At 65.1% G+C, this 23,914-nt stretch carries 23 protein-coding genes, 1 other RNA gene and 1 pseudogene; 15 read left to right on the top strand and 10 right to left on the bottom strand.

The genetic code is table 11. The features are described from left to right. Positions 1 to 26 precede the first annotated feature (26 nt). From GKC28_RS10120 to rnpB, 3 genes are all read left to right on the top strand, one after another. On the top strand, positions 27 to 806 hold the full coding sequence (locus GKC28_RS10120; RefSeq protein ID WP_174146777.1) for an excalibur calcium-binding domain-containing protein: 780 nt from the start codon (positions 27 to 29) through the stop codon (positions 804 to 806). After that, positions 806 to 1,468, top strand: coding sequence for an N-acetylmuramoyl-L-alanine amidase (locus GKC28_RS10115; RefSeq protein ID WP_174146776.1), 663 nt, complete (start codon positions 806 to 808; stop codon positions 1,466 to 1,468). Before GKC28_RS10120 ends, GKC28_RS10115 begins: the two co-directional genes overlap by 1 nt. Before the next feature lie 66 nt (positions 1,469 to 1,534). Then, positions 1,535 to 1,940, top strand: an RNA gene (gene rnpB / locus GKC28_RS10110) — RNase P RNA component class A. Positions 1,941 to 2,035: 95 nt separating this feature from the next. Here the strand turns inward: rnpB and GKC28_RS26820 are convergent. After that, positions 2,036 to 2,926: pseudogene (locus GKC28_RS26820) on the bottom strand (adenylate/guanylate cyclase domain-containing protein); the annotation flags it as partial. Between the two features lie 840 nt (positions 2,927 to 3,766). Here GKC28_RS26820 and rpmG point away from each other — a divergent pair. Then, complete coding sequence (rpmG, locus tag GKC28_RS10095) at positions 3,767 to 3,934, top strand: 50S ribosomal protein L33 (protein ID WP_008554190.1); 168 nt, start codon at positions 3,767 to 3,769, stop codon at positions 3,932 to 3,934. A gap of 607 nt (positions 3,935 to 4,541) precedes the next feature. Here rpmG and GKC28_RS10090 read toward each other — a convergent pair. The 3 genes from GKC28_RS10090 to GKC28_RS10080 form a co-directional block, all read right to left on the bottom strand. Then, positions 4,542 to 5,015 carry a GNAT family N-acetyltransferase gene (locus GKC28_RS10090; protein ID WP_174146775.1) on the bottom strand — a complete coding sequence of 158 codons (474 nt, stop codon included), beginning with the start codon at positions 5,013 to 5,015 and terminating at the stop codon, positions 4,542 to 4,544. 86 nt (positions 5,016 to 5,101) lie between these two features. Then, the gene (locus tag GKC28_RS10085; RefSeq protein WP_174146774.1) at positions 5,102 to 5,878 is read right to left on the bottom strand and encodes a Bax inhibitor-1/YccA family protein; all 777 of its coding nucleotides are present in this window, start codon (positions 5,876 to 5,878) and stop codon (positions 5,102 to 5,104) included. Positions 5,879 to 6,075: 197 nt separating this feature from the next. Continuing rightward, positions 6,076 to 6,297 (bottom strand): DUF1127 domain-containing protein, encoded by a 222-nt coding sequence (locus tag GKC28_RS10080; protein ID WP_174146773.1) that lies wholly within the window; start codon positions 6,295 to 6,297, stop codon positions 6,076 to 6,078. A gap of 125 nt (positions 6,298 to 6,422) precedes the next feature. On the opposite strand from GKC28_RS10080, the gene GKC28_RS10075 reads away from it, so the two are divergent. Then, positions 6,423 to 7,304, top strand: a complete 882-nt coding sequence (locus GKC28_RS10075; RefSeq protein WP_174146772.1) for a LysR family transcriptional regulator — start codon at positions 6,423 to 6,425, stop codon at positions 7,302 to 7,304. A gap of 218 nt (positions 7,305 to 7,522) precedes the next feature. Here the strand turns inward: GKC28_RS10075 and GKC28_RS10070 are convergent, their stop codons facing one another. Further along, positions 7,523 to 8,488, bottom strand: coding sequence for an NADPH:quinone oxidoreductase family protein (locus GKC28_RS10070; protein ID WP_174146771.1), 966 nt, complete (start codon positions 8,486 to 8,488; stop codon positions 7,523 to 7,525). Between GKC28_RS10070 and GKC28_RS10065 the strand changes: the two genes are divergently transcribed. The 4 genes from GKC28_RS10065 (at position 8,474) to GKC28_RS10050 (ending at position 11,568) form a co-directional block, all read left to right on the top strand. After that, the gene (locus GKC28_RS10065) at positions 8,474 to 8,665 is read left to right on the top strand and encodes a hypothetical protein (protein WP_174146770.1); all 192 of its coding nucleotides are present in this window, start codon (positions 8,474 to 8,476) and stop codon (positions 8,663 to 8,665) included. The two genes, GKC28_RS10070 and GKC28_RS10065, sit on opposite strands and share 15 nt — an antisense overlap. Before the next feature lie 173 nt (positions 8,666 to 8,838). Beyond that, entirely contained in the window at positions 8,839 to 9,210 is a 372-nt protein-coding gene (locus GKC28_RS10060) for a helix-turn-helix domain-containing protein (RefSeq protein WP_019295723.1), read from the top strand. Positions 9,211 to 9,324: 114 nt separating this feature from the next. After that, positions 9,325 to 10,116: a histidinol-phosphatase gene (gene hisN, locus GKC28_RS10055; RefSeq protein ID WP_174146769.1), complete on the top strand. Its 792-nt coding sequence runs from the start codon at positions 9,325 to 9,327 to the stop codon at positions 10,114 to 10,116. A 117-nt stretch (positions 10,117 to 10,233) separates the two neighbouring features. Then, on the top strand, positions 10,234 to 11,568 hold the full coding sequence (locus tag GKC28_RS10050; protein ID WP_174146768.1) for an 8-oxoguanine deaminase: 1,335 nt from the start codon (positions 10,234 to 10,236) through the stop codon (positions 11,566 to 11,568). Between the two features lie 64 nt (positions 11,569 to 11,632). On the opposite strand, the gene guaD is transcribed toward GKC28_RS10050, so the two are convergent. Then, entirely contained in the window at positions 11,633 to 12,919 is a 1,287-nt protein-coding gene (guaD, locus tag GKC28_RS10045; protein WP_174146767.1) for a guanine deaminase, read from the bottom strand. Between the two features lie 142 nt (positions 12,920 to 13,061). Between guaD and mgtE the strand changes: the two genes are divergently transcribed. The 4 genes from mgtE to GKC28_RS10025 all read left to right on the top strand — a co-directional run bounded on the left by mgtE (position 13,062) and on the right by GKC28_RS10025 (position 17,940). Further along, the gene (gene mgtE, locus GKC28_RS10040) at positions 13,062 to 14,450 is read left to right on the top strand and encodes a magnesium transporter (protein ID WP_174146766.1); all 1,389 of its coding nucleotides are present in this window, start codon (positions 13,062 to 13,064) and stop codon (positions 14,448 to 14,450) included. A 9-nt stretch (positions 14,451 to 14,459) separates the two neighbouring features. Then, the gene (locus GKC28_RS10035; RefSeq protein WP_174146765.1) at positions 14,460 to 15,023 is read left to right on the top strand and encodes a 5-formyltetrahydrofolate cyclo-ligase; all 564 of its coding nucleotides are present in this window, start codon (positions 14,460 to 14,462) and stop codon (positions 15,021 to 15,023) included. A 115-nt stretch (positions 15,024 to 15,138) separates the two neighbouring features. Next, the gene (locus GKC28_RS10030; RefSeq protein ID WP_174146764.1) at positions 15,139 to 15,951 is read left to right on the top strand and encodes a TIGR00282 family metallophosphoesterase; all 813 of its coding nucleotides are present in this window, start codon (positions 15,139 to 15,141) and stop codon (positions 15,949 to 15,951) included. Between the two features lie 210 nt (positions 15,952 to 16,161). Then, a complete protein-coding gene (locus tag GKC28_RS10025; protein WP_174146763.1) occupies positions 16,162 to 17,940 on the top strand; it encodes an SLC13 family permease in 1,779 nt (592 codons plus the stop codon). 264 nt (positions 17,941 to 18,204) lie between these two features. On the opposite strand, the gene GKC28_RS10020 is transcribed toward GKC28_RS10025, so the two are convergent. After that, on the bottom strand, positions 18,205 to 19,980 hold the full coding sequence (locus GKC28_RS10020) for an SLC13 family permease (RefSeq protein WP_174146762.1): 1,776 nt from the start codon (positions 19,978 to 19,980) through the stop codon (positions 18,205 to 18,207). Positions 19,981 to 20,101: 121 nt separating this feature from the next. Between GKC28_RS10020 and GKC28_RS10015 the strand changes: the two genes are divergently transcribed. Continuing rightward, on the top strand, positions 20,102 to 20,842 hold the full coding sequence (locus tag GKC28_RS10015) for a YebC/PmpR family DNA-binding transcriptional regulator (RefSeq protein WP_174146761.1): 741 nt from the start codon (positions 20,102 to 20,104) through the stop codon (positions 20,840 to 20,842). Positions 20,843 to 20,930: 88 nt separating this feature from the next. Then, positions 20,931 to 21,404 carry a GNAT family N-acetyltransferase gene (locus tag GKC28_RS10010; protein ID WP_174146760.1) on the top strand — a complete coding sequence of 158 codons (474 nt, stop codon included), beginning with the start codon at positions 20,931 to 20,933 and terminating at the stop codon, positions 21,402 to 21,404. A gap of 26 nt (positions 21,405 to 21,430) precedes the next feature. Here GKC28_RS10010 and GKC28_RS10005 read toward each other — a convergent pair whose 3' ends face one another. From GKC28_RS10005 to GKC28_RS09995, 3 genes are read right to left on the bottom strand one after another with little or no spacing between them, the layout of a single operon-like run. After that, the gene (locus GKC28_RS10005) at positions 21,431 to 22,279 is read right to left on the bottom strand and encodes a hypothetical protein (RefSeq protein ID WP_174146759.1); all 849 of its coding nucleotides are present in this window, start codon (positions 22,277 to 22,279) and stop codon (positions 21,431 to 21,433) included. A 13-nt stretch (positions 22,280 to 22,292) separates the two neighbouring features. Then, positions 22,293 to 22,985, bottom strand: coding sequence for a nitroreductase family protein (locus GKC28_RS10000; protein ID WP_174146758.1), 693 nt, complete (start codon positions 22,983 to 22,985; stop codon positions 22,293 to 22,295). Positions 22,986 to 23,001: 16 nt separating this feature from the next. After that, complete coding sequence (locus GKC28_RS09995) at positions 23,002 to 23,886, bottom strand: LysR family transcriptional regulator ArgP (RefSeq protein WP_174146757.1); 885 nt, start codon at positions 23,884 to 23,886, stop codon at positions 23,002 to 23,004. Positions 23,887 to 23,914: the final 28 nt, after the last annotated feature.

The raw sequence follows: 23,914 nt of genomic DNA, 5'->3' as shown, positions 1-23,914 counted from the left end.
AATTGAGCAGAGCTGACAGGTACCCCATGCGCGCATTCGCATCTTACGCCGCCGCAGGCAGCCTTCTGGTTATGGCTGCCTGTTCCCCTCAGGTTCCGGACAGCGCCGCGGGCGTTGGCATCGACGGCGACCCGTTTGCACCGCCGCCGGCCGCCGGCACGACCATCAATGGCGATCCGCTGGTGCCGCCTGCACGGGTATCGACAGAGTCCGTGCCGTCCCCGTCAGGGGCTGCGCCGCGCAGCAGCGGCTCCAATACCACGGCCGGCACCTTCAGCACCGCTGCGGTGTCTTCCAGCGACGCCGATATTGCCCGCCAGACCGAGGCCGCCCTTGCCGCGTCCCGCAGCACTTCCGGCACGGCGCCGCTGGATGCCAGCCCCGCCAACCCGGCGCCGCAGATGAGCGGCAACGCGGGCATTTCCGACGAGAACGACTTTGAGGCAGTGGCCTCGCGCCAGTCCATCGAAAGCGATGCTGAGCGGTTGCAGCGCCAGCGGTCGCAGTACCAGCAGGTGCAGCCGACCGCGGTGCCGGAACGCGCCGGCGATAGCGGGCCGAACATCGTCAAATACGCGCTCAGCACCTCCAACCCCAAGGGCGTGCGCCTCTACACCCGCGCAGGCATCAACCTGAAGGCCCGCAGCGCGCGCAACTGCGCCGAATTCGCTTCGCCGGACCAGGCCCAGGTTGCCTTCCTCGAGAGCGGCGGCCCGGAGCGCGACCGCAAGGCGCTGGACCCGGATGGCGACGGTTTTGCCTGCGGCTGGGATCCGGCCCCCTACCGGCTGGCCGTCCAGAACTGATGACGCCTGATCAGTCAGGCGCCCTCTGGCATCCCAGCCCGAACTTCGGGCCCCGCAGGGACGGCCTGACGCCGTCCCTGATTGTTTTGCACTACACCGCCATGGAGACCGCTGAGGCCGCACTGGAGCGGCTGTGCGATCCGGTTGCGGAGGTTTCTGCCCACTACCTGATTGGTGCAGACGGCACCCTATGGCAGATGGTGGCAGAAGACTGCCGCGCCTGGCATGCAGGCGCAGGCGAGTGGGCAGGGCAGGAAGACATCAATTCCCGCTCCATCGGCATCGAACTCGACAACCTCGGCAGCCACCCGTTCAGCGAACCGCAGATGGCGGCGCTTGAGGCGCTGATGCGCGGCATCATGCAGCGCCGGGACATTCCGCCTGAGGGGGTGATCGGTCATTCCTGCATGGCGCCGGGGAGAAAGTGCGACCCCGGCCCCCGCTTTGACTGGGCGCGCCTGGCCCGGCAGGGCCTGGCTGCGGATGGCGGGGGCGCACCTCTGCCGCAGACGGTGACCTTCGCGCACTTCCGCGCCGCCGCCGCCACCGCCGGTTTCACGGCGCCTTCAGATGATGAAACGCTGCTGGCCGCCGTGCGCCTCCGGTTCCGCCCCTGGGCGCGCGGTCCGCTCACGGCCGAAGACTTCCTGCCGCTCGCCTGAAGGAACGGCCTGGTTCTGTACTATCCGCTTGACGCCGTGCGCCGTTGTTCCTACGCCTCCCCTCGCGCAGAAGGCTGGATGGCCGCGGGGAGCGTCCGCTCCGCGAGGAAAGTCCGGACTCCATGAAGCAGCGGTGCCGGGTAACGCCCGGGCGGGGAAACCCGACGGAAAGCGCCACAGAAAACAGACCGCCAGCCTCCGGGCTGGTAAGGGTGAAACGGTGGGGTAAGAGCCCACCGCGCCCCTGGCAACAGGGGCGGCACGGCAAGCCCCACCGGGAGCAATGCCAAATAGGGTCCCCGCGCGGGCTGGTTCCGGTCCGCCGGGATACCGCCGCTAGGTTCGCTTCAGCCGAGAGGGACCGGGTTGGCAGCTTGAGCGGCGCAGCAATGCGCCGCCTAGATGAATGGCCATCGATCCCTGCCTTACGGGGCAGGGGGGACAGGATCCGGCTTACAGGCCTTCTGCGCGTTTTTCCGGTTCATAGGCAGCGGCTGCTCCGGGTATGCCCTTCAACTCGAAACTGCCGGCTTTCTGCAGGCCGGCGCCAATGGCCTGGGCGGTGGCCTCGCACAGCAGGATCTGCCCGCTTTGCGCCTGCTCGCAGAGCCGGGCCGCCAGGTTCGGCGCCGCGCCGATTGCCGCATAGTCCAGCCGCCCTTCGAAACCGATCTGGCCCAGCGTCGCCTCGCCGGTGGCAAGCCCGATCCCCAGTCCGATCCGGCTGCCGCCGGTTTGAAACAGTCTCAGGGCGCCGGGAAAGGCCGCCTGCATCTGCTGCGCCAGCGCCAGCGCCTGCCCGGCCGGGTCCTCGCAGGGCAGCGGCGCGTTGAACAGTACCAGCAGGCCGTCGCCCAGGAACCGCTCCAGCGTGCCGCCTGCCTGTTCAATCAGCGGACCGGCGGCCTGGTGGAAGGCGTTGAGCGCAGCAATCACCTGCTCCGGCGCAACCGCGCTGGCAAAGGCGGTAAAGCCGCGCAGGTCGGCAAACAGAACCGTCACGGTGCGGCGCTGGCTGTTCAGCAGGGTGCTGCCGCTGCCCGCCTCCACGATCATCTGCGCCACCGGCTCCGGCAGGAAGCGGCGCAGCCGGTTAGTCCGCTCCAGTTCGGCGACCTGCTGCGCCACCTTGCGCTCCAGCTGGCTGTTCCAGGATTGCAGCTCCTCCTTCTGCGCATTGACCTCCTCGTACAGGGCGCCCAGCTCCCGGCTCATGCTGTTCACGTTCCGTGCCAGCCCGCCGAATTCATCCCGGTTGGGAACCGTGGCCTTGGCCGTGAAATTCCCGGAGGCGACAGCACTCAGGGTGCGGCCGATCTGCTCCACCGGCCACAGCACGGAGGAGGAAATTGCATAGCCCGCGAGCAGCGATAGCAGAACCGCGGCCACGCTCGCCCCGATGACCAAGGCCCGGGCGCGGACGTAGGCCCGTGCGGTCTCTTGTGCGCGCAGGTTCATCCGGGCCTCAATATCCTTGGCGATTGTATAGGCATCGCGCTGAATGCTCAGGGCGATCGGGGTGAACTGCTTTTCGACCAGGTCAGCCACACGCGCTGTGCCGCCGGTCTGACGCGCCTGTGCAAGGGCTGATGCGGCAGGCGGCAGGCGCTGCGCAGTCCGCTGCAGGTCGGACAGCCGCTCGTCCCGGGGCAGGTTCTGCCGCTCCACTTGCCGCACATGGCGGGCGACAATGACCGTCAGGTCATTGGCTTCATTCAAGGCCTGTGCCGCAGGCAGTCCCATGCGTCCTGGTGTTTCTGAAATGCTGGCAAGTGCAAAGGCCAGCGCGTCGCCCGCGCTTTGATAAAACCGGTTATAAGCCGCGATCTGCTGCTGGTCTCGGATCAGCTGCTTGGTCCGCTCGTTCGCTTGCTGCAGTGTTTGCAATCCAAGCAGAGCGAGGGCAATCACCAATCCGGTTCCGGTCAGAAAGGCTGCCAGAAGCTTGTAACGCAGAGAGATCGTGAAGCCCGCGACAGCGCGCACCAGAAGATTCGGCTGCGGATCTGTCTGGCGGGGTTCCCTGTGCTCAGGCATCGGCAGGGCTTTCGGTGTGTGGCGCGGCTAGGTATGCCGATGAAATGGGGCAAACAGCTGTTAAGGCCATGTTTCACCGCGTCCTTGCTGGGGGAAGCCGCTTGAAGCCCCGGTTCCGCCTCCCGGGGAGGCAGAATCGGCCTTCCGGGGTGAGTTCCGGGCGATTTGGCTGTTGACTTGGGGCGCAGGGCGGGTAAAAGCCGGGCTTCAGATAGGAATTTACCGAGAGGCCCCTGCCTTTTCGGACGCAGGAGAAGCACCATGGCGAAGCCGACCACCATCAAGATCCGCCTGAACTCGAGCGCGGGCACCGGCCACTTCTATGTGACCAAGAAAAACGCACGCACCATGACCGAGAAAATGGTTGTGCGTAAGTATGACCCGGTTGTGCGCAAGCACGTCGAGTACAAAGAAGGCAAAATCAAGTAAGCCTTCCTTACGAGATGATTTCCGGAAACGGGTCGCGCGCAGCGCGGCCCGTTTTCTTTTGGGATGCGGGCTGCTTCATCTGCCTGCTGCCTTCAATTGTTGGAAAATGCCGCGGGGATTACCCGACAGCCCGGCATCTTGTTGCCCCATTTGCCGATTAGACTGACAACCGTGGGTAAAAGTAAACGGGTGGATGTGTTGTGAGGGTTTTGTTGCTGGCAGCGGTACTGTCATTGGCCGGGGCACCGGTCTCAAGTTTCTTTGAGGCAAAGGTGGCGGTGCCGTTGCCACCGCCCGTCACTGCAATACCCTTGCCGGTTGCGGCGGGAGCACCGCGGCAGGGAGAGGCGCTGGAAGCAAGCTTTGTGCGCTTGAACGGGCGCAGGCTGGCGTTGAACCTAGTGCGCTCAGGCAGTGCCGGTGTGGCGGTGCTGAGCGTCCCTGAAACCAGCCCGGTGCCGGTTCTGCCCGAAATCGCGGAGGCGGAGCTGAGTGAGCTGCTCCGCAGCGCCTCTGGCTGCCGCATGGAGGGAACCCTCCGTAAGGTTGCAGGCCGGCAGGGGGCATTTGCCATCTCCGCCGGTCTTGATTGTTCCGGTTCCTGACCTCAGGCGCGCCACTCTGCCACGGTCAGCACCGGTTCCATCCCCATGCCCTGCATCAGCGCCGCCGAGGCGCTGTTGAACGGCGCATAGGTGGCCGCAATCACCGTGGCGCCCTCTGCCAGCGCCCGCGTCTTCATCGCCTCCACCAGCGCCTTGCCGACGCCCATCCGGCGCCAGGCTTCGGTCACCGAGATGTGGTGTAGCATGGCGCGTTTCTCGGCGGCGCGGACGGGCAGGGCGGGGCGGTCCTGCAATTCATAGATAAGATAGCCCAGCAGCGCCCCCTGGGGGCTTTCTGCGGCCAGGGCAAAGACGTTGTCCTGCTGCAGCCAGTCCTGCAGCCAGGCGGCCAGATCGCTGCTGCCGGGCGCTGGAACGTGGCGCTCCGGCTGATGCTCGGCGTGCAGGGCGTGAAGGTCCTGCAGAAGCGGCAGCAAACGGTCTGCCTCTGCCGCCGGGATCTCAATGATTTTCATGGGTGTTCCCCTTGTTATTGTTGTCCAAATGAAAAGGGGCGGATCCTTGTGATCCGCCCCTTGCTGTTTTGGTGTGTGGCCTGCGGTTATTCGCGGTTGCCAAGCAGCTGGAGCAGCATCATGAACATGTTGATGAAGTCCAGATAGAGGCTCAGCGCGCCCATGATCGCGGACTTTGCCAGCCACTCCTGGTCGCCCGCGTGGGCCATCTGCAGGTAGTCGTTCTTGATGCGCTGGGTGTCATATGCGGTCAGGCCCGCAAAGATCAGCAGACCGATCACCGAGATCGCAAACGCCATGGCGGAGGACGCCAGGAAGATGTTGACGATTGAGGCCACGATCAGGCCGATCAGGCCCATAATCAGGAAGGCGCCCATGCCCGAAAGGTCCTTCTTGGTGGTATAGCCCACCAGCGACAGGCCCGCAAAGGCGATGGAGGTGATCAGGAACACCTGCACGATGCTTTCGCCGGTGAAGACCAGGAAGATCGAGCTGATCGACAGGCCCATCACGGTCGCGAAGACATAGAACAGCAGCTGCACGCCGGCTGCGGACATGCGGTTGGCGGCAGCGCCGATGCCGAAGATAAAGGCCAGCGGTGCAAACATGATGACCCACTTCAGCGGCGACGCGTACAGCGCATAGCCGATGTTGGTCAGGTACTTGTCAGCGCTCAGCTGGGCCACGGCGTTGGCCGGGTCCGAAGTGACCGCCAGCCCGGCAATCGCCCAGGCGGCCAGGAAGGTGATGAACGTGCCTGCCGACATGGTGGCATAGACTTTGTTCATATGGGCGCGCAGGCCCTCATCAATCTGCTGGGCGCGGGCGCCTGCGGCAGAGCGGATGGTGTCGAATTGTGCCATTTGGAATGGTCTCCGTAATCTACTCCCTCGCTGCCGGCACACGTACAGGACCGCGGGCCGCAGCTTTCCTGCCAAATATCGGGTGAAGCGGAGTTCGGTTCAAGTATTTCGAGCAAAGAAATACATGAAAAACAACCAAACGGGCTGCGCGGCGGCAGCCCGTCTGAAAAGTGGGTGCTGGCTGAGGCCAGGCCGTCTCAGTGGCTCCAGTGATCCGGCGCTTTCCAGAACCCGCCGCGCGCCTCTGCGTCCGCCTGGGCGCGGGTCACGCCGATATCCTCCAGGGCGCGCGCATCCAGCCGCGCCAGCTGGCGGCGCTGGCGCCAGGCGGTCAGGTGAAGGCGCAGGCGCGCGGTCAGGGACAGCTGCGGCTTGGCGGCGGTGCAGGAGGAGGAGCAGGCGGAGGTTGCGAGAGTCATGGCTTTGGTCCTTCAGTTGTGTTTGTGATGCTTCCCTTTTGGGCGATCAATTGTGTTGATGAATATGGGCCGGTATGGCATATTTTTAAAACGAATGTTTTTGATCCAATGAATCAGGTTTTGTGATGGTAAGAAATCTCGATATCACCACGCTCCGCTCTTTTGTGGCGGTGGCGGAATACGGCGGGGTGACCCGCGCCGCTGGTTTCCTGCATCTGACCCAGTCGGCGGTCTCGATGCAGATGAAGCGGCTGGAGGAGCTCTTGGGGCTGGAACTGCTGGACCGGTCCGGCCGCACCATTGCGCTGACGGCGGAAGGCGAGCAGATGCTGGGCTATGCCCGCAAGATGGTGGCGCTGAATGACGAGGTGATCAGCCGGCTGACCGACCAGGCCTTTGAGGGCGAAGTGCTGCTGGGGGTGCCGCATGACGTGGTGCATCCGGTCATCCCGCAGGTGCTGAAGCGGTTCAGCCTCAGCTACCCGCGGGTCAACGTGAACCTTTGCACCTCCAACACCCGCGACCTGAAGACGGAGTTTGCGCGCGGCGCCTTCGACCTGATCCTGACCACAGAAACCGGCGCAGGCGAGGGCGGCGAGACGATCCACAGCATGCCGCTGCGCTGGGTCGGCGCGCCGGACGGGGCGGTCTGGCGGCAGCGTCCCCTGCGGCTCGGTTTCTGCCGCAACTGCAGCTTCCGCCCGGTGGCGACGGCGGCGCTGGATGAGGCCGGCATCGAATGGGAAATGGCACTGGACAGCGATTCCGACCGCACTGTTGAGGCAACTGTCAGTGCCGATCTGGCCGTCGGCGTGCTGCTGGAGGGCACTCAGCCGTCATACCAGGAGCTGATCACCCAGAGCTGCGGCCTGCCTGAGCTGCCCATGCAGCACATCAACCTCTACGGGGCAGAGCGCGTACGGGCGCCCTATGTCGAGGAGCTGGCCGAGTTCATCCGGCAAGGCTTCCAGGGGCTGTGGGCCACACCGCTGAGGGCCGCCAGCTGACCCTTTGGCGAAGCGCATGGCTGCGGTTCAGGTCCGGGCCTCCGCAAGGAATATGCCGGTGCCGCCGGGCAGGGCGGAGCTCCCGCGCCAGCAGGCTGCCCTGGCTTCGCCAGCGCGTCCTTGGCGCCGAGCCTGGTCTAACCGCTGCAGTGCATTTCGCGGGAATGCGCTGTCGGCGGGCGGGAGAAGCGCCGCTGCTGAAGCGCCCGTGCAGCTCGTCAGCTGCCGCCCATGGTGATCACCACCTTGCCGGTGGATTTGCGGCTGCGCAGCAGTTCCAGCCCCTCCGCGGCCTGCGCCAGTGGCAGCGTGTGGCTGATATGCGGCTTGATGCGGCCTTCGCCGTGCCAGGCAAACAGCGTCTCGAAGGACTGGCGCACCGCATCGGGGCGGAATTTCATGTAGCCGCCCAGGTAGAAACCGATCACGGTCAGGTTTTTCACCAGCAGATGGTTGGCCGGTATCTGCGGCACCTCGCCGCCGGCAAAGCCCACCGGCAGCAGCCGCGCGCCGGGATTGGCAGAGCGGAAGGCGGCCTTCCACACATCGCCGCCAATGGCGTCATAGACCACATCGGCCCCGCCAAGCGCCTTTACCGCGCTGCGCAGGTCCTGGCCGGCATCAACCAGGTGGTCGGCGCCTGCGGCAGCGGCCACATTCAGCTTGTCCCGGCCGCGGGCCTGGGCGATCACCGTGGCGCCCATCAGCTTGCCGATCTCCACCGCGGTCAGCCCGACACCACCCGCCGCGCCGGTGACCAGCAGCGTTTCTCCCGGCTGCAGACGGGCGCAGTGATCCAGCGCCATATGGCTGGTGCCGTAGGCGATCTGCATGGCCGCAGCATGTTCGAAACTCATCGAATCCGGAATCCGGATCAGCCGCGCGGCATCGAAGACACCGGCCTCTGCCAGCCCTCCGGAGCCGCCGAAGACCGCCACCCGGTCGCCAACGTCAAAGCCTTCCGTGCCATCGCCAAGCGCTGTCACCACCCCGGCTGCTTCCAGGCCCAGGGTGAAGGGCGGCTCCGGCGTATCCTGATACGAGCCCTTCATCATCAGCAGATCGGCAAAGTTCAGGCCGCAGGCGTGAAGGGCAACGGCCGCTTCGCCCGGACCGGGGGCCGGGCAGTGCGTTTCCGTCAGGGCGGCCGGGCTGTCAAAAGCGGAGACTTGGAAAGCCTGCATGTGTTCTCCTCACCTTTTGCGGGAATCGGCTTGATTCGCCGGGGCACACTGCCGGTGCTCGCCTGCGGGCTGCACCTCGCTATTTCTGGGGAGGTACGCGATCCGCAGCGGGTTGGCAATAAAACATTTAAAAAAATGCTGCATGAAATCATGCGCTTGGGTTATAAGGCCCCGTAAGGGGTGACGGTGGCCTTGCAATCAACCGCAAGGGTTGTACACTTTTGCTCAGAGGTTGAAGACTGATCGCGCTGATGGGGAAACGAGTTTCCGGCAAGCATTTGAAGCTTCCAGAACAGTTTGATTGGTAGAGCGGTCCGGGTTTTGGCCACAATGACAGTTAGGAGAAACGCATGGCTCATCCCGTAGACGTGCATGTGGGAAAGCGCATCCGCCACCGCCGGTGGCTGATTGGCATGACGCAGCAGCAGCTCGCCGAGCAGGTCGGCATCAAGTTCCAGCAAATTCAGAAGTATGAAACCGGAGCCAACCGGGTCAGCGCGTCCCGCCTTTGGGACATTTCCGATGCACTTGAAGTGCCGGTGAGCTTCTTCTTTGAAGGCTTGCAGGAAGAAGGCAAGGCCCCGGCCGAAAAGGCCTCCGTGCCTGAGGATCTGATGGGGGACAAGGAAGCCCTTGATCTGGTGCGGTCCTATTATTCGATCCCGGAAAATCAGCGCCGCCGCCTGTTTGAACTGGCCCGCGTGCTGAGCGACGTCGCCTGAGACGGAGCATGGCCCGGACCTGGATCCGGGCAGGTCAGGGAATTGCAGCGCAAAACCGGTGAGTGGCGGGGTTTGCGCTTGCAATAAAAGCGCCTGAGTGGCACCCGTTCGGGTATGACACAGGCATCACTCACGGACCTTGACGTAGCGAACAGGATGGCAGACGCGGCGCGCGCTGCCATCCTGCCGCATTTCAGAACTTCCTCCTTGAATGCCGAGAACAAGCTCGAAGGCGGGTTTGATCCGGTGACAGTGGCCGACCGCGCCGCCGAACAGGCGATGCGCGCGGTGCTGGCAGAGCTGCGCCCTCTGGACGGCATTCTGGGCGAGGAGTTCGGTGCCAAGGCTGGCAGTTCCGGCCGCACCTGGGTGCTGGACCCGATCGACGGCACCCGCGGCTTCATCAGCGGCACGCCCACCTGGGGGGTGCTTATTGCACTGGCGGATGAAACCGGCCCGTTCCTCGGCGTGATCGACCAGCCCTACACCGGAGAGCGTTTCTGCGGCGGAGCGGAGATCGCTTCGATGACCGGCCCGCTGGGCGAAATGCCCTTGAAAACCCGCAGCACCGCTGCGCTCTCGGATGCGATTCTGTTCACCACCTTCCCCGAAATCGGAACCTCTGAAGAGCGCGCAGGCTTTGAACGCGTCGCGGCGCAAGCCAAGCTCACGCGCTACGGCATGGATTGCTATGCCTATGCGCTGGTGGCGGCAGGCCAGGCGGATCTGGTGATCGAGGCCGGCCTCAACGCTTATGACATTCAGGCGCCGATTGCGGTGATCCAGGCGGCCGGCGGCATCGTGACTGACTGGGACGGCAACCCGGCCCACAATGGCGGCCGTGCCCTGGCCGCGGCCAATGCGGAGATCCACGCCGCCGCGCTGGAACTGCTGCGCAAGACGTAAACGGGTTGAAACCGGCGGTCCCGGCCTGTAGTTTCCATCCAGGCCGGTTCTTCGCCCGTTTTCCATCGGCCGATCACACATTCCCATGAAGCGGGCTGTCTATTGGAGTGTGTGGATATGACAGAGATCCTGATTCAAAATGCCGATACCGTCCTGACAATGGACGACACCCGCCGTGTGCTGCATGGCACCGATGTGCTGATCCGCGGCGGTGTGATTGCCGCTGTGGGGCAGGGGCTGCAAACCAGCGGAGAGGTGGTTTCGGGCCGAGGCTGCGTCGTTACCCCCGGGCTGGTGAACACCCATCACCATCTCTACCAGAACCTGACTCGCGCGGTGCCGGGGGCGCAGGATGCGCTGCTGTTCGGCTGGCTGCAGCGGCTTTACCCGATCTGGGCGCGGTTCACCCCGGACGAGATGTTCGTCTCCGCCCAGCTGGGCCTTGCCGAACTTGCGCTGTCGGGCTGCACGCTCAGCTCCGACCACCTGTACCTCTATCCCAATGGCGCCCGGCTCGAGGACACCATTCACGCCGCCCGCGATGTGGGCCTGCGCTTTCATCCGACCCGCGGCGCCATGAGCATCGGCGAAAGCGATGGCGGCCTGCCGCCCGACAGCCTGGTCGAGGAAGAGCGCGCGATCCTTGACGATATGATCCGGGTGGTGGACGCCTTCCACGACCCTGAAGAAGGCTCTATGTGCCGCGTCGGCCTGGCGCCGTGCTCGCCGTTTTCCGTCAGCCGAGAGCTGATGCGCGATTCCGCCTTGCTGGCCCGCGACAAGGGCGTGATGCTGCACACCCACCTGGCCGAAAACGACGAAGATATCGCCTATTCCGAGGAGAAATTCGGCTGCCGCCCCGGCCAGTATGCCGAGGCGCTGGGCTGGACCGGCGACGATGTCTGGCACGCGCACTGCGTCAAGCTTGACGTGCAAGAGATTGATCTCTTTGCCAGAACCCGCACCGGGGTGGCCCATTGCCCCTGTTCCAACTGCCGCCTCGGCAGCGGCATTGCGCCGGTCCGCGCGATGCGCGACGCAGGCGTGCCGGTGGGCCTCGGGGTCGATGGTTCTGCCAGCAACGACATGGCCAGCCTCAGCGCCGAGGCGCGTCAGGCCATGCTGCTGCAGCGGGTGGCAAACGGCGCGGATGCGATGAGCGCCTATGAAGCACTGGAAATTGCCACCCGCGGCGGCGCCGATGTGCTGGGCCGTCCCGACTGCGGCCGGCTGGAGCCGGGCAAACGCGCCGACATCGCCATATGGGACACCAGGGGCGTGGCCTCCAGCGGCAGCTGGGACGCCGCCGCGCTGCTGCTGGCCGGCCCGACCCAGGTCAAGCACCTGTTTGTCGAGGGCAAGCAGATCATCCGCGGCGGCGAGCTGACCACCCTGGACCTGCCTAGCCTGATTGAACGCCACGGCCAGCTGGCACGGCAGCTGATGACTTAAGGGCACAGCCCTTCTTCTTTGCCAAAATACTCAAGCCGGAGGCAGAGGCGCGTCGGCGCCTCTCCTAAACCCGCCGGCCTCCGATCCAGACCTCGGCGATGGCCCTGTCATCCCCCATCATAATGGTCGGGAACACCGCTTCCCAGATATCTTGGGCCCGCTCGGACCGCTGAGCAATGGCGGGGGTGGAGGCCAGATCCAGCACCACCAGGTCCGCCTCCATGCCTGCCGCGATGTTGCCGATCTTCCCTTCCATCCGCAGCGCCGTGGCAGATCCCTGTGTCGCCAGCCACAACAGCTGCGCCGCGTGCAGAGGCGTGCCGCGCAGCTGGCCGATCTCATAGGCTGCCGCCATGGTGCGCAGCATCGAGAAGCTGGAGCCGCCACCGGTGTCGGTGGCAAGGCCGATCCGCTGCCCCTCTGCCATCAGCCCGGCCATGTCGAACAGGCCGGAGCCGATGAAGGTGTTCGACGTCGGGCAATGGATCAGCGCCGCGCCGTATTCGCGCAACCGGAGCCGCTCGCGCTCCTCCAGGTGGATGGCATGCCCGTACAGGCCTTTGGCGCCCAAGAGGCCGAACTCCTCGTAAGTGTCCAGATAGTCGCGGGCCTGCGGGAACAGCGATTTCACCCACTCTATCTCGTCGGTCTGCTCGCTCAGATGCGTCTGCATCAGGCATTCTGGATGCTTGGCCCAGAGCGCGCCCATTGCCTCCAGCTGAACCGGGGTTGAGGTGGGAGAGAACCGCGGGGTGATCGCGTATTCCAGCCTGTCGACCCCATGCCAGCGCGCTATCAGCGCCTCGCTGTCGTCATAGGCCGACTGCGCGGTGTCCCGCAGGCCCTCCGGCGCGTTGCGGTCCATGCAGGTCTTGCCCGCAACCACCCGCTGCCCGCGCGCCTGTGCCGCGGCAAAGAACGCATCCGCGCTTTCAGGGTGAATGGTGCAGTAGCTGCAAACCGTGGTGGTGCCATGGGCCGCAGTCAGGTCCAGGTAGCGGCCTGCGGTTTCATCCGCATAGGCGCGGTCGCCGAACCGCATTTCCTCCGGGAAGGTATAGCTGTTCAGCCAGTCGATCAGACGCTTGCCCCAGCTGGCGATGATCGCGGTCTGCGGGTAATGCACGTGGGCATCGACAAAGCCGGCCAAGATCAGCTTGCCGGAATGATCCACGGTCTCCGCCTCCGGCAGCAGCGCCTGCATCTCCGACAGCGTGCCGGTGCCCGCAATCCGCCCGTCCTGCACCGCCACGGCGTCCAGCAGCCGGGCCGTATCCTGCGGGCGCTCCCCGGCAAAGGGAGAGGCGGAAAAGGCAAGAACCTGCCCCTTCAGGATATAACCGGTGCCCATGCGTCCAACCCTTTCCTTGCAAAATGGCTCAGCGCAGGATACCCGCCGAAGGGGCGCGGGTAAATTGCGGCATCGCCATTGTTTTCCGGCGGCGGCGTCTACTATTTTGCAGGCAATGACCAAGAAAATCCGGGGGCATCAGATGAGCAGCGGCGACAACATCACCGGCGATCAGCCTCAGGAAGATGCCTATGATCTCGACCGCAAGATGGTCGCGCAGGTTCTGGAAGCGGTCGAGCAGGGCGATCAGCAGACCCTGACAGAGCTGCTTGAGGATCTGCACGCGGCGGATATCGCCGACCTTCTGGAACAGATCGATTCCGATGACCGGATCAGCCTGATCCGGCTTTACGACCGGGAGTTCGACGGCGAGATCCTGTCGGAACTGGACGAGAGCATCCGCGAAGAGGTGATCTCGATCCTGAACCCCATGGTTCTGGCCGACGCGGTGCGGGAGCTGGACAGCGACGATGTCGTCGACCTGCTGGAAGATCTGGAGGTGCCGCAGCAGGAAGCCATTCTGGACGCGCTGGAAGACGCCGACCGGGTCGCGGTCGAACAATCCCTGAGCTATCCGGAAAACTCCGCCGGCCGCCTGATGCAGCGCGAGGTGGTAATGGCGCCCGAGCACTGGAATGTCGGCCAGGCCATTGATTTCATGCGCAACTCCGAAGATCTTCCGGATCAGTTCTACCATGTGGTGCTGGTCGATCCGCGCCTGCATCCGATCGGCAACGTCACCCTGGGCCGGATCATGGCGGCGAAGCGCCATGTGCCGCTGACCAGCCTGGTTGAGGACACGTTCCAGGTCATTCCCGCCGATCAGGATGAGGAAGACGTGGCCTATGCCTTCAACCAGTACCACCTGATCTCGGCCCCGGTGGTCGATGACGAGGGGCGGCTGGTCGGTGTGATCACCATCGACGACGCGATGATCGTGCTGGACGAGGAGCACGAGGAGGACATCCTCCGCCTTGCCGGTGTGGGCGAGGAAAGCTCGCTTGCCGACCGGGTGATCGAGACCACCAAGCGCCGCTTTCCCTGGCTCGCGGTGAACCTGGTGACAGCGGTGCTGGCCTCGCTGGTCATCGCCCAGTTCGAGGCGGCGATTGCCCAGATTGTCGCTTTGGCTGTGCTGATGCCGATCGTTGCCTCAATGGGCGGCAACGCCGGCACCCAGTCGCTGACGGTGGCGGTGCGCGCCATCGCCACCCGCGACCTCACCGGCTCCAACGTCTGGCGGGTGATCCGCCGCGAAGTGCTGGTGGGGCTGGTCAACGGGGTGATCTTTGCCATCGTCATGGGGCTGGTGGGCCTGGCCTGGTTCGGCTCGCCGATGCTGGGCGTGGTGATTGCCGTCGCTATGGTGGTCAATCTGGTCGTGGCGGGGCTGGCGGGCACGGTGATCCCGGTTCTATTGGAGAAAACCGGAATTGACCCGGCGCTGGCCTCTGGCGCCTTTGTTACCACAGTGACTGATGTGGTGGGCTTTTTCGCCTTCCTGGGCCTTGCGGCCGTTCTACTGCTCTAGGAGACCGCCATGACGGATCTGACCGAAATCAAAGCCGCCGCCCGCAAGGCCGCCTTTGCCCGCCGCAAGGAGGCGTTTGCCCGCAACATCCCCGGCGCCGCTGGCCACCTATCGGAGGTTCTGGCCGGCTACCGCGGCGTGCCGCTGTCAGGCTACATGCCGATCCGTACGGAGATCGACCCGCTGCCCGCGATGGCTGAGGCCGCGGCGCACGGCCCGGTCGGCGTGCCAGTGATCATGGGCGCGGGCCAGCCGCTGAAATTCAGCCGCTGGCAGCCCGAAGGCGCGCTGCGCGAAGGTCCCTTTGGCGCCATGGTGCCGGAGGTGGATGACTTCTTCGAGCCGGAAATTCTGGTGGTGCCGCTGGTTGCCTTCGACGCCAAGGGCGGGCGGCTCGGCTATGGCGGCGGTTTCTACGACCGCACTCTGGAGCTGCTGCGCGGCAAGCGGGGCACGCTTGCTATCGGCTTTGCCTTCGACGCGCAGGAAGCCGCAGAGCTGCCGCTGGAGCCCACCGACCAGCCGCTCGACATGATCGTCACCGAAAGCCGTATCCTGCAGTTTTCACACTGACCTGTGCAGCGCAGCCAAGGTTTTTGGGGGAAAATCTTGGCAAAACTTTTTAGAAAAGTTTTGCGTGCGCGCGGCGGGACTTGTCCTGCCGCGCGCATCCGCGTACCACGCCGCAATGCGAATTCTGTTTCTTGGCGATGTGATGGGCCGCGCCGGGCGCCGCGCCATCACCGAATCTCTGCCGCAGCTGCGTGAAGAGTGGCGGCTCGATTTTGTTGTGGTGAATGGCGAAAACGCCTCCAACGGCATGGGGCTGAGCGGCGAGCACGCCAAGCTTCTGCTGGATGCGGGCGTCGACTGCCTGACGCTGGGGGACCACGCCTTCGACCAGAAGGACATGCTGCAGTTTATCGAGAAAGAGCAGCGCATCATCCGTCCCCTGAACTTTGCCAAGGGCGCGCCGGGCCGCGGCTACCGGCTGTTCCAGGCGCCGGGCGGGCGCAAGGTGCTGGTGGTGCAGGTGCTGGGGCAGGTGTTTATGAAACGCGCCTTTGACGATCCCTTCGGCGCGGTGGAGGCGGTGCTGAAATCGCATCCGCGCGGCGGACTGGCGCAGGCGATCATCGTCGACATGCATTGCGAGGCGACTTCGGAGAAGATGGCGATGGGCCATTTTTGCAATGGCCGTGCCTCGCTGGTGGTGGGGACCCATACCCATGTGCCCACGGCCGACGCGCAGATCCTCTCCGAAGGCACCGGTTATCTGACCGATGCCGGCATGTGCGGCGACTACGACTCGGTCATCGGCATGGACAAGGCCGAACCGATGCGCCGTTTCCTGACCGGCATGCCCAAGGCCCGCTTCACACCGGCAAACGGCGAGGCGACGCTGTCCGGTGTATTTGTCGAAACCGACGACCGCACCGGCGCCGCCAAGCAGATTCGCATGGTGCGCAACGGCGGGCTGCTGCAGGAAGCTGCTGTCTGAACCGGAGCTGCTGTCCTTGCGCGCAACCGCCGGGCGGGAGGAACATCCGGCGAAAACGCAGTTTCCCGGGCAAAACGCCCTTTCCGCGCCGCGGACAGCCTGTGCTTTCAGAAATCCTTGCTCAGCCAAAGGGTTTCGGGGAAACTGCGCGATGGCGGGCGCTGGCTGGCGCTAACCCCGCCTTAAACAAAATGGGCAAAGTCACGGCATATGCAGTACTTTCAACTTGGTGACACCGGCAGCGCGTTTGTGGCGCTTGCAATTGTCCTGGCTATGTTCATGGCGTTCCTGCGGGAAACCTATCCAACCGAAGTGGTGGCGCTTACCGGTGTGGCGGCGATGCTGGCCACCGGTGTTCTGCCCTACAATGAGGCGCTGCCGGTGCTGTCCAACCCGGCGCCCTGGACCATTGCGGCGATGTTCATCATCATGGGGGCGCTGGTGCGCACCGGCGCACTTGATGCTTTTACCCAGATCGCCAGAAAACAGGCAGAGGTGAACCCCAAACTGGCGATCGCCCTGCTGATGGCCTTTGTCGTCACTGCCTCGGCCGTGGTGTCCAACACACCGGTGGTGGTGGTGATGATCCCGGTGTTCATCCAGATCGCCCGCACCCTCAACGTCTCCGCTTCCAAGATGCTGATCCCGCTCAGCTATGCGGCGATTCTGGGCGGCACGCTGACGCTGATCGGCACCTCGACCAACCTGCTGGTCGACGGTGTCGCCCGCGCGCAGGGGCTGGAGCCCTTCACCATTTTCGAGGTCACCCCGCTGGGCCTGATCCTGGTGGTTTACGGCATGGTCTATTTGCGCTTCATCGCGCCGCGGCTGCTGCCGGAGCGTGACAGCATGGCGGCGATGCTGAGCGATAAGTCGAAGATGAAATTCTTCACCGAGGCGGTGATCCCGCCGGAAAGCAACCTGATCGGCCGCGAAGTGACCGGCGTGCAGCTGTTCAAGCGTCCCGGCGTGCGGCTCATCGACGTGATCCGCGGCGACGCCTCGCTGCGCCGCAACCTCGAGGGGGTGGAGCTGCAGGTCGGCGACCGGGTGGTGCTGCGGACCCGGATGACAGAGCTCTTGAGCCTGCAATCGAACAAGGAACTGAAGCGGGTAGATCAGGTCTCCGCGGTGGAAACCCAGACCGTCGAAGTGCTGATCACCCCCGGCTGCCGGATGGTGGGCCGCAGCCTGGGCGCAATGCGCCTGCGCCGCCGTTACGGTGTCTATACGCTGGCGGTGCACCGGCGGAATCAGAACATCGGCGTGCAGCTGGACGACCTGGTGGTGCGGATCGGCGATACCCTGCTGCTGGAGGGGGCGCCAGCCGATATCCAGCGGCTGGCTGCCGATATGGACCTTGCCGATGTTTCACAGCCGACCCAGCGCGCCTACCGCCGCAGCCATGCGCCGATCGCCGTTGCTGCGCTGCTCGGCATCGTGCTGCTGGCCGCCCTGGGCGTCGCGCCGATCCTGATGCTGTCGCTGCTGATGGTGTCGCTGGTCTTCATCACCCGCTGCATCGATGCGGATGAGGCGTTTTCCTTTGTCGACGGGCGGCTTCTTGCGCTGATTTTCTCAATGCTGGCCATCGGTGCGGCGCTGGAAAGCTCCGGCGCGGTGGCCCTGATCGTCAACGCCATTGCGCCCGGCCTGTCGATGCTGCCGCCGTTCCTGCTGGTCTGGGCTGTCTACCTGCTGACCTCGGTTCTGACGGAGCTGGTGTCCAACAACGCCGTCGCGGTAGTGGTAACGCCGATTGCCATCGGCCTGGCCCAGGCTATGGGGGTGGACCCGCGCCCCCTGGTGGTTGCGGTTATGGTCGCGGCCTCTGCGTCCTTCGCCACGCCGATCGGCTATCAGACCAACACGCTGGTCTACGGCCCCGGCGGCTACAAATTCACCGACTTCCTGCGTGTCGGCATCCCGCTGAACCTGACCGTCGGCATGGTTGCTTCGCTGATCATCCCCTTCTTCTGGCCGCTCTGATCCTGCTGCAAGCTAAAAGTGGCGGCGAAAATCCGCCTTCTGTGACCCCGGTTACATGAAACTGTTAATATTTTGCCCATATGGGGAGGAGCAGTGTCTTCGTAAGGGGTAAGGCCATGAATTTCAGAAAAGTGTTTTTGTTTGTTGTTCTCGCAGGCTCAACCGCTATTGCGCTGGTGTCTCAGGTGCAAACCAGCGGTGCCGCCCGCGCGGTTCCGGTTCACCAGGAGCAGGCGCAGTAGGCCGGGCGCCTGTTTGCACCGCTCACAAGGGCCAGAACACCAGAATGGCCGGAATGGACACCGCGATGACCAGCGCCTCCAACGGCAGCCCCATCCGCCAGTAATCGCCGAAATGATACCCCCCGGGGCCCAGCACCAGCGTGTTGTTCTTATGCCCGATCGGGGTCAGGAAGGCGGCGGAGGCCGCCACCGCCACCGCCATCAGGAACGGATCCGGGGAGACGCCCAGCGTCTCTGCCATCTGGATGCCGACAGGCGCCGCAACAATCGCCGTCGCCGTGTTGTTCAGCACATCCGACAGGGTCATGGTGACCACCATCAGCACCATCAGCACCGCCCAGGCCGGCAGGCCCGCGGTCAATCCCGTCAGCGCGTTGGCGATCAAGGCCGTGCCGCCGGAGCTGTCCAGTGCCGCCCCCAGCGGGATCATCGAGCCCAGCAGCACCACCACCGGCCATTCCACATGGTCATAGATCTCCGCCACCGGCAGGATCTTCAGCAGCACATAGCCGATGGCCACCAGCCCCAGCGCCACCGGCAGGTACAAGAGCCCGACGGAGGCCGCAAGGACAGCAGCGGCAAACAATCCGATGGCGGCCCAGGTCTTGTCGTTGGCGGTTACTGCCAGGCCGCGCGCGGCCAGCGGCAGGCAGCCCAGCCAGTCCGCCACATCGGCGCTGCGCCCGCGCGGGGACAGCACCAGCAGGATATCACCGGCCTGAACCTCGGTCTGGCGGATATGGCGGGTGATCCGCGTGCCCTGGCGGGAAATCCCCAGCAGCACCGCGCTCTGCCGCCAGGCCAGCCCGATGGACTGCGCCGTCCGGCCCCGGATGCGCGCGGATTCAGGCACCACCAGCTCCACCAGCTCCAGCCCTTCGCCCGCCGCCGTCAGCTTCTCGGCCCGGGCGGCATCGGCAAACTCCAGCTTCAGCGCGCTGCGGAACTCGTCCAGCGCTTCCGGCTCGGCCTCGATCACCAGCGTGTCGCCCTCGCGCAGAATTGCAGCAACAGCCCGCCCGTACCGCCGCTTGCCGTCCCGGATCAGGCCCAGGATCGCCACATCGGCTTTCTCGGCCTCTTCATCCAGTTCGCCCAGCCGCTTGCCAATCAGCTCAGACCCGTCGCCCACCGTCAGCTCGGCGATGTAGGGCGCCAGCTGCGCCTCCGACGCGCCGGCCGCATTTTCCCGCGCCGGGATCAGCCGCCAGCCGATCAGCGCCACAAAGGCGAGGCCAGCCAGCGCCGCAATCCCACCCACCGGGGCAAAATCGAACATCCGGAACGGCTCGCCCAGCGTTTCGCCGCGGATCGCGGCAATGATGATGTTGGGCGGCGTGCCGATCAGCGTGACCATGCCGCCCAGAATGGTGGCAAAGGACAGCGGCATCAGGCTGAGCCCCGGCGCGCGGCCCGCCTTGCGCGCGGTCTGGATGTCCACCGGCATCAGCAAGGCCAGCGCCGCCACATTGTTCATGAAGGCCGACAGCACCGCGCCAACCCCGCCCATCAGCGCGATGTGGCCGCCCAGGCCGCGGGCGCTGTCCACCAGCGTCCGGGTGATCAGGAACACCGCGCCGGAGCGCACCAGCCCGGCCGAGACGACCAGCACCAGCGCCACAACCAGCGTCGCAGGATGGCCAAACCCGGCAAAGGCGTCCTTGGCTGGCACCACCCCCAGCACCACGCCCGCCATCAGCGCGGCAAAAGCCACCAGATCATAGCGGAAACGCCCCCACAGCAGCAGGGCAAAGACAGCAGCAAATAACGCAAACAAAACGGCTTGTTCATATGTCATGGCGCCAGCTTATCCCCGAAACCCCGCGGAACAAGGGCAAAGCGGGGCAGGGCGCTTGAAAGCCACCGCCTTGCAGGGCTATATGGGCGCCAATTCAGATATACAGCAGCAAGGATGCACCATGGCAGGCCATTCAAAATGGGCTAACATTCAGCACCGCAAGGGCCGTCAGGATGCGGCGCGGTCAAAACTGTTTTCCAAGCTGGCCAAGGAGATCACCGTGGCCGCCAAGATGGGCGACCCCGATCCCGACAAGAACCCGCGCCTGCGCTTGGCCGTCAAGGAGGCCAAGTCGCAGTCCGTCCCCAAGGACGTGATCGAACGCGCGATCAAGAAGGCCATCGGCGGCGACGCCGAGAACTATGACGAAATCCGCTACGAGGGCTATGGCCCCAATGGCGTTGCGGTGATCGTCGAGGCGATGACCGACAACAAGAACCGCACCGCCTCCAACGTGCGCTCCACCTTCTCCAAGAACGGCGGCAACCTCGGCGAAACCGGCTCGGTCGGCTTTATGTTCGAACGCAAGGGCGAGGTGAGCTACCCGGCCGCCGTCGGTGACGCCGACACCGTGATGATGGCGGCGATCGAAGCCGGTGCCGAGGACGTCGAAAGCTCCGAAGACGGCCACATCATCTATTGCGCCGACACCGACCTCAATGATGTGTCCAACGCGCTGGAAGCAGAGCTGGGCGAATCCGAGTCGACCAAGCTGGTCTGGAAGCCGACCACCACCACCGAGCTGGACCTGGAAGGCATGCAGAAGCTGATGAAGCTGGTCGATGCGCTGGAAGACGACGACGACGTGCAGCGCGTCACCACCAACTTCGAGGCCACCGACGAGGTCATGGCGCAGCTCTGATCCGCCGCATGATGAAATTTCCAAGGCCCGCCAGCCCGGCGGGCCTTTTGCTTTCCGGCCTTCAAGAATGACCCTGAAAGGTCCCCCGATGCAGATCAGAGAGTTCCGCCCCTCGGACGCCGCAGCGCTTGCGCAGATCTTCCATGCCGCCGTTCATGGCATCGGCGCCCGCGATTACAGCCCCGAACAGCTGCGTGCCTGGAGCCCGGAACCCGCCCCGGCGGCAGCATGGGCCAGCCGCGCCGCCGATGGCCGACGCGTTTTTGTTGCCGCGGACACGCAGAACCAGCCCCAGGCCTTCATCGAACTGGAGCTTGATGGCCATATCGACTGCTTTTACTGCCACCCGCAGGTTGCGGGCACCGGCACGGGGTCCGCGCTTTATGAACGGCTGGAAGCAGAAGCCCGCAGCCTCCGCCTCAAGTCCCTTTATGTGGAGGCCAGCGAGGCCGCCCGACGGTTCTTCCTGCGCCAGGGGTTCACCGTAGAGACCCGGCGCGAAGTCGAACGCCTCGGGGTGGCGCTGCATAACTACCGTATGATCAAGGCGCTTGCCGTCTGACATGCTCCGCCGCAGCGCCGGCGCGCTCAGCGCGGGTCCGGCCTTATCAGCCCGGCACGGTGCAATTCGCCGCTGCCCGGCAGCCACAGCTCCGCGCTGGGCACCGCAAATATCCGCTCTGCGAACTCCGCGCTGACCCCTTGTCCCAGCAGGAAGGCGCGGTCTTTCTCCTGTTCCCGCTGCAGGTCGATCTGCGGCAGGCCGCTCTCGAACTGCAGCGCATAGCTGTGAAAGCCAAGTTGCCCGTCCGGCCCCAGGCTGCGTTCCATGCCGGCTGCAAACACCAGCGTGCAGGCGGACGCGCACAGCCCGTCTGCGCGGGTGTGCCAGCCCCGCTGCCGGACCAGCCGGGCAACGCCGCGCGCCTCGGCGATCAGCCCGCCGGGACCGGTCAGCGCCACCAGACCCACGCCCGGGTTTTCCTCTGCCAGCTGCCGCATCCGTTTGGTCAGGCCAAAGGTGATCTCGCCGTCAAAGATCAGCGTCCGGCCATCCCCGGACACGGACAGGCTGTACAGCGCCTCCCGCTCCTTCCGCCGCTGTTCGGCATAGGCGGGCTCCTCCACCGCCCGGGCAATCAGCAATGCGTCCCACCATTGCGTCAGCGCCGCAAAGCCCGCAAACAGCAGCAGCAGGTAGCCGCCCCAGACCGGCGCCATCGCGCCGGTGCTCTGCACATGCGCGTCCGCACTGCGCAGAAAGGCCCGGGCCTGCCACAAAAGGAACAGCCCGTCCGCAGCGATCAGCACAAAGGCCAGCGGCACCGGCAGCCGGATCCAGTGATTGAGCGCCAGCCACCCCAGCAGTACCGCCCCCCGCGGCAGCGCCACCTGCAGCATCAGGCTGCGGGGCAGGGATAAGGCGCCGGCACTCATCCGGCGGCCTGCATCATTCAAACACCTGGCAGATCTGCTCGAGCGGCTTCTTCAGCTTGGCAACGGAGGGAACAGTCGCGTCTTCTGCCGGGTGGCCCGCCGCGATGATCATGGTCGGTTTCTCCGAGGCCGGGCGGCCTAAGGCCCCGTTCAGGAATTTCATCGGGTTCGGCGTATGCGTCAGGCTGCACAGGCCCGCGGTGTGCAGCGCCGTCAGCAGCACGCCGGTGGCGATGTTCACGCTCTCCGGCACGTAGTAATTCTTGTAGCGCGTGCCGTCCTCGAACTCGCCCCAGCGCTGGGCAAAGACCACGATCAGCCAGGGCGCGGTGGTCAGATGCGGCTTGTCGGCATTGGTGCCGATCGGCTCCAGCGCCTTGATCCACTCATCCCCCGCACCGCCGGCATAGAACCGGCGCTCTTCCTCTTCGGCCTCTTCGCGGATCCGCGCCTTCAGCGCCGGGTCGGAGATCGCGGCAAAGAACCAGGGCTGGTGATTGGCGCCCGACGGCGCGGTGCCGGCCGCTCGGATGCAATCCTCGATCACCGCGCGCGGCACCGGCTGGCCGGTGAAATCCCGCACCGTGTGACGCCGCCGCATATGCGCCAGGAACGCCGCCGCCTTTTCCTGCATTTCCGCATCGGAATACTCCGCCCGGTCGGGCAGGGGCAGCGGTTCGTAGCTCAGGGCGTCTTTCGAGAACATGGGCGGGCATTCCGGTCTAGCGTTGCGTCAGATACTGTCTCGCCGATTTCTGCACGGCGCGGGTCACCTCGGCAAGGGCCGGGGCCATCACACGCGCCACCTGCCAAGTGAGCGGCACCGGCAGCGTGGTCTCCGGAATCAGCGGCACCAGGCGGCCCGATCGGATGTCGGCTTCCACCATCGCCAGCGGGTTCATCCCCCAGCCCAACCCCGCGGCCGCCGCATCGATGAAGGCCTGGGTCGAGGGCAGATAATGCGCGGGCGGCGCCAGGCCGGGGGCCACATTGCGCTCCAGCCACAGCCGCTGCAAGTTGTCCTTGGCATTGAAGATCAGGCAGGGCGCTTTTGCAGCGGCTTCCGGCGTGACGCCGTCCGGAAACCAGCGCGCCAAGAAGCCCGGGCTGGCGGTTGCCGCATAATCCAGCGTGCCCAGCGGATGGGCGTCAAAGCCGGTCACCGGCTTGGAGCTGGCGGTGACGGCTGCCGAAACCGCGCCCCGCTTCAGCCATTCCGCACTGTGGTCCTGGTCATCCACCAGGAGGTCGAACAGCACGCCCTCCACGGCTGCCATCGCCTCAATGAACCAGCTCGCCAGGCTGTCGGCATTGACCGCAATCTTCAGCCGTACCGGGCCGTGATCCGCTTCCAGCGCCAGCTCCCGCGCCAGCTGCGCCTCCAACAGGCCGATGTCCTCGGCGTGTTTGGCAATCCGCAGCCCCGCCGCGGTGCCGGTGCAGGGCGCCCCGCGCAGCACCAGCGCGGCGCCGATGCGGTCCTCCAGCGCCTTGATCCGCTGCGAAATGGCTGACGGCGTCACTGCCAGCGCATGCGCCGCCGCCTCAAACGAGCCAAGACGCAGCACCGCGCTCAGCGCTGCCAGCTGGCTGGGGTCCATCTGCATTAGAAACTCTAATCTGACCTGAAACTCT

This window comes from Leisingera sp. ANG59, from assembly GCF_013317235.1.
Classification (GTDB): domain Bacteria; phylum Pseudomonadota; class Alphaproteobacteria; order Rhodobacterales; family Rhodobacteraceae; genus Leisingera.
The sequence above is the reverse complement of the archived record's forward strand: the minus strand, read 5'-3'. Positions and strand labels throughout refer to the sequence as shown.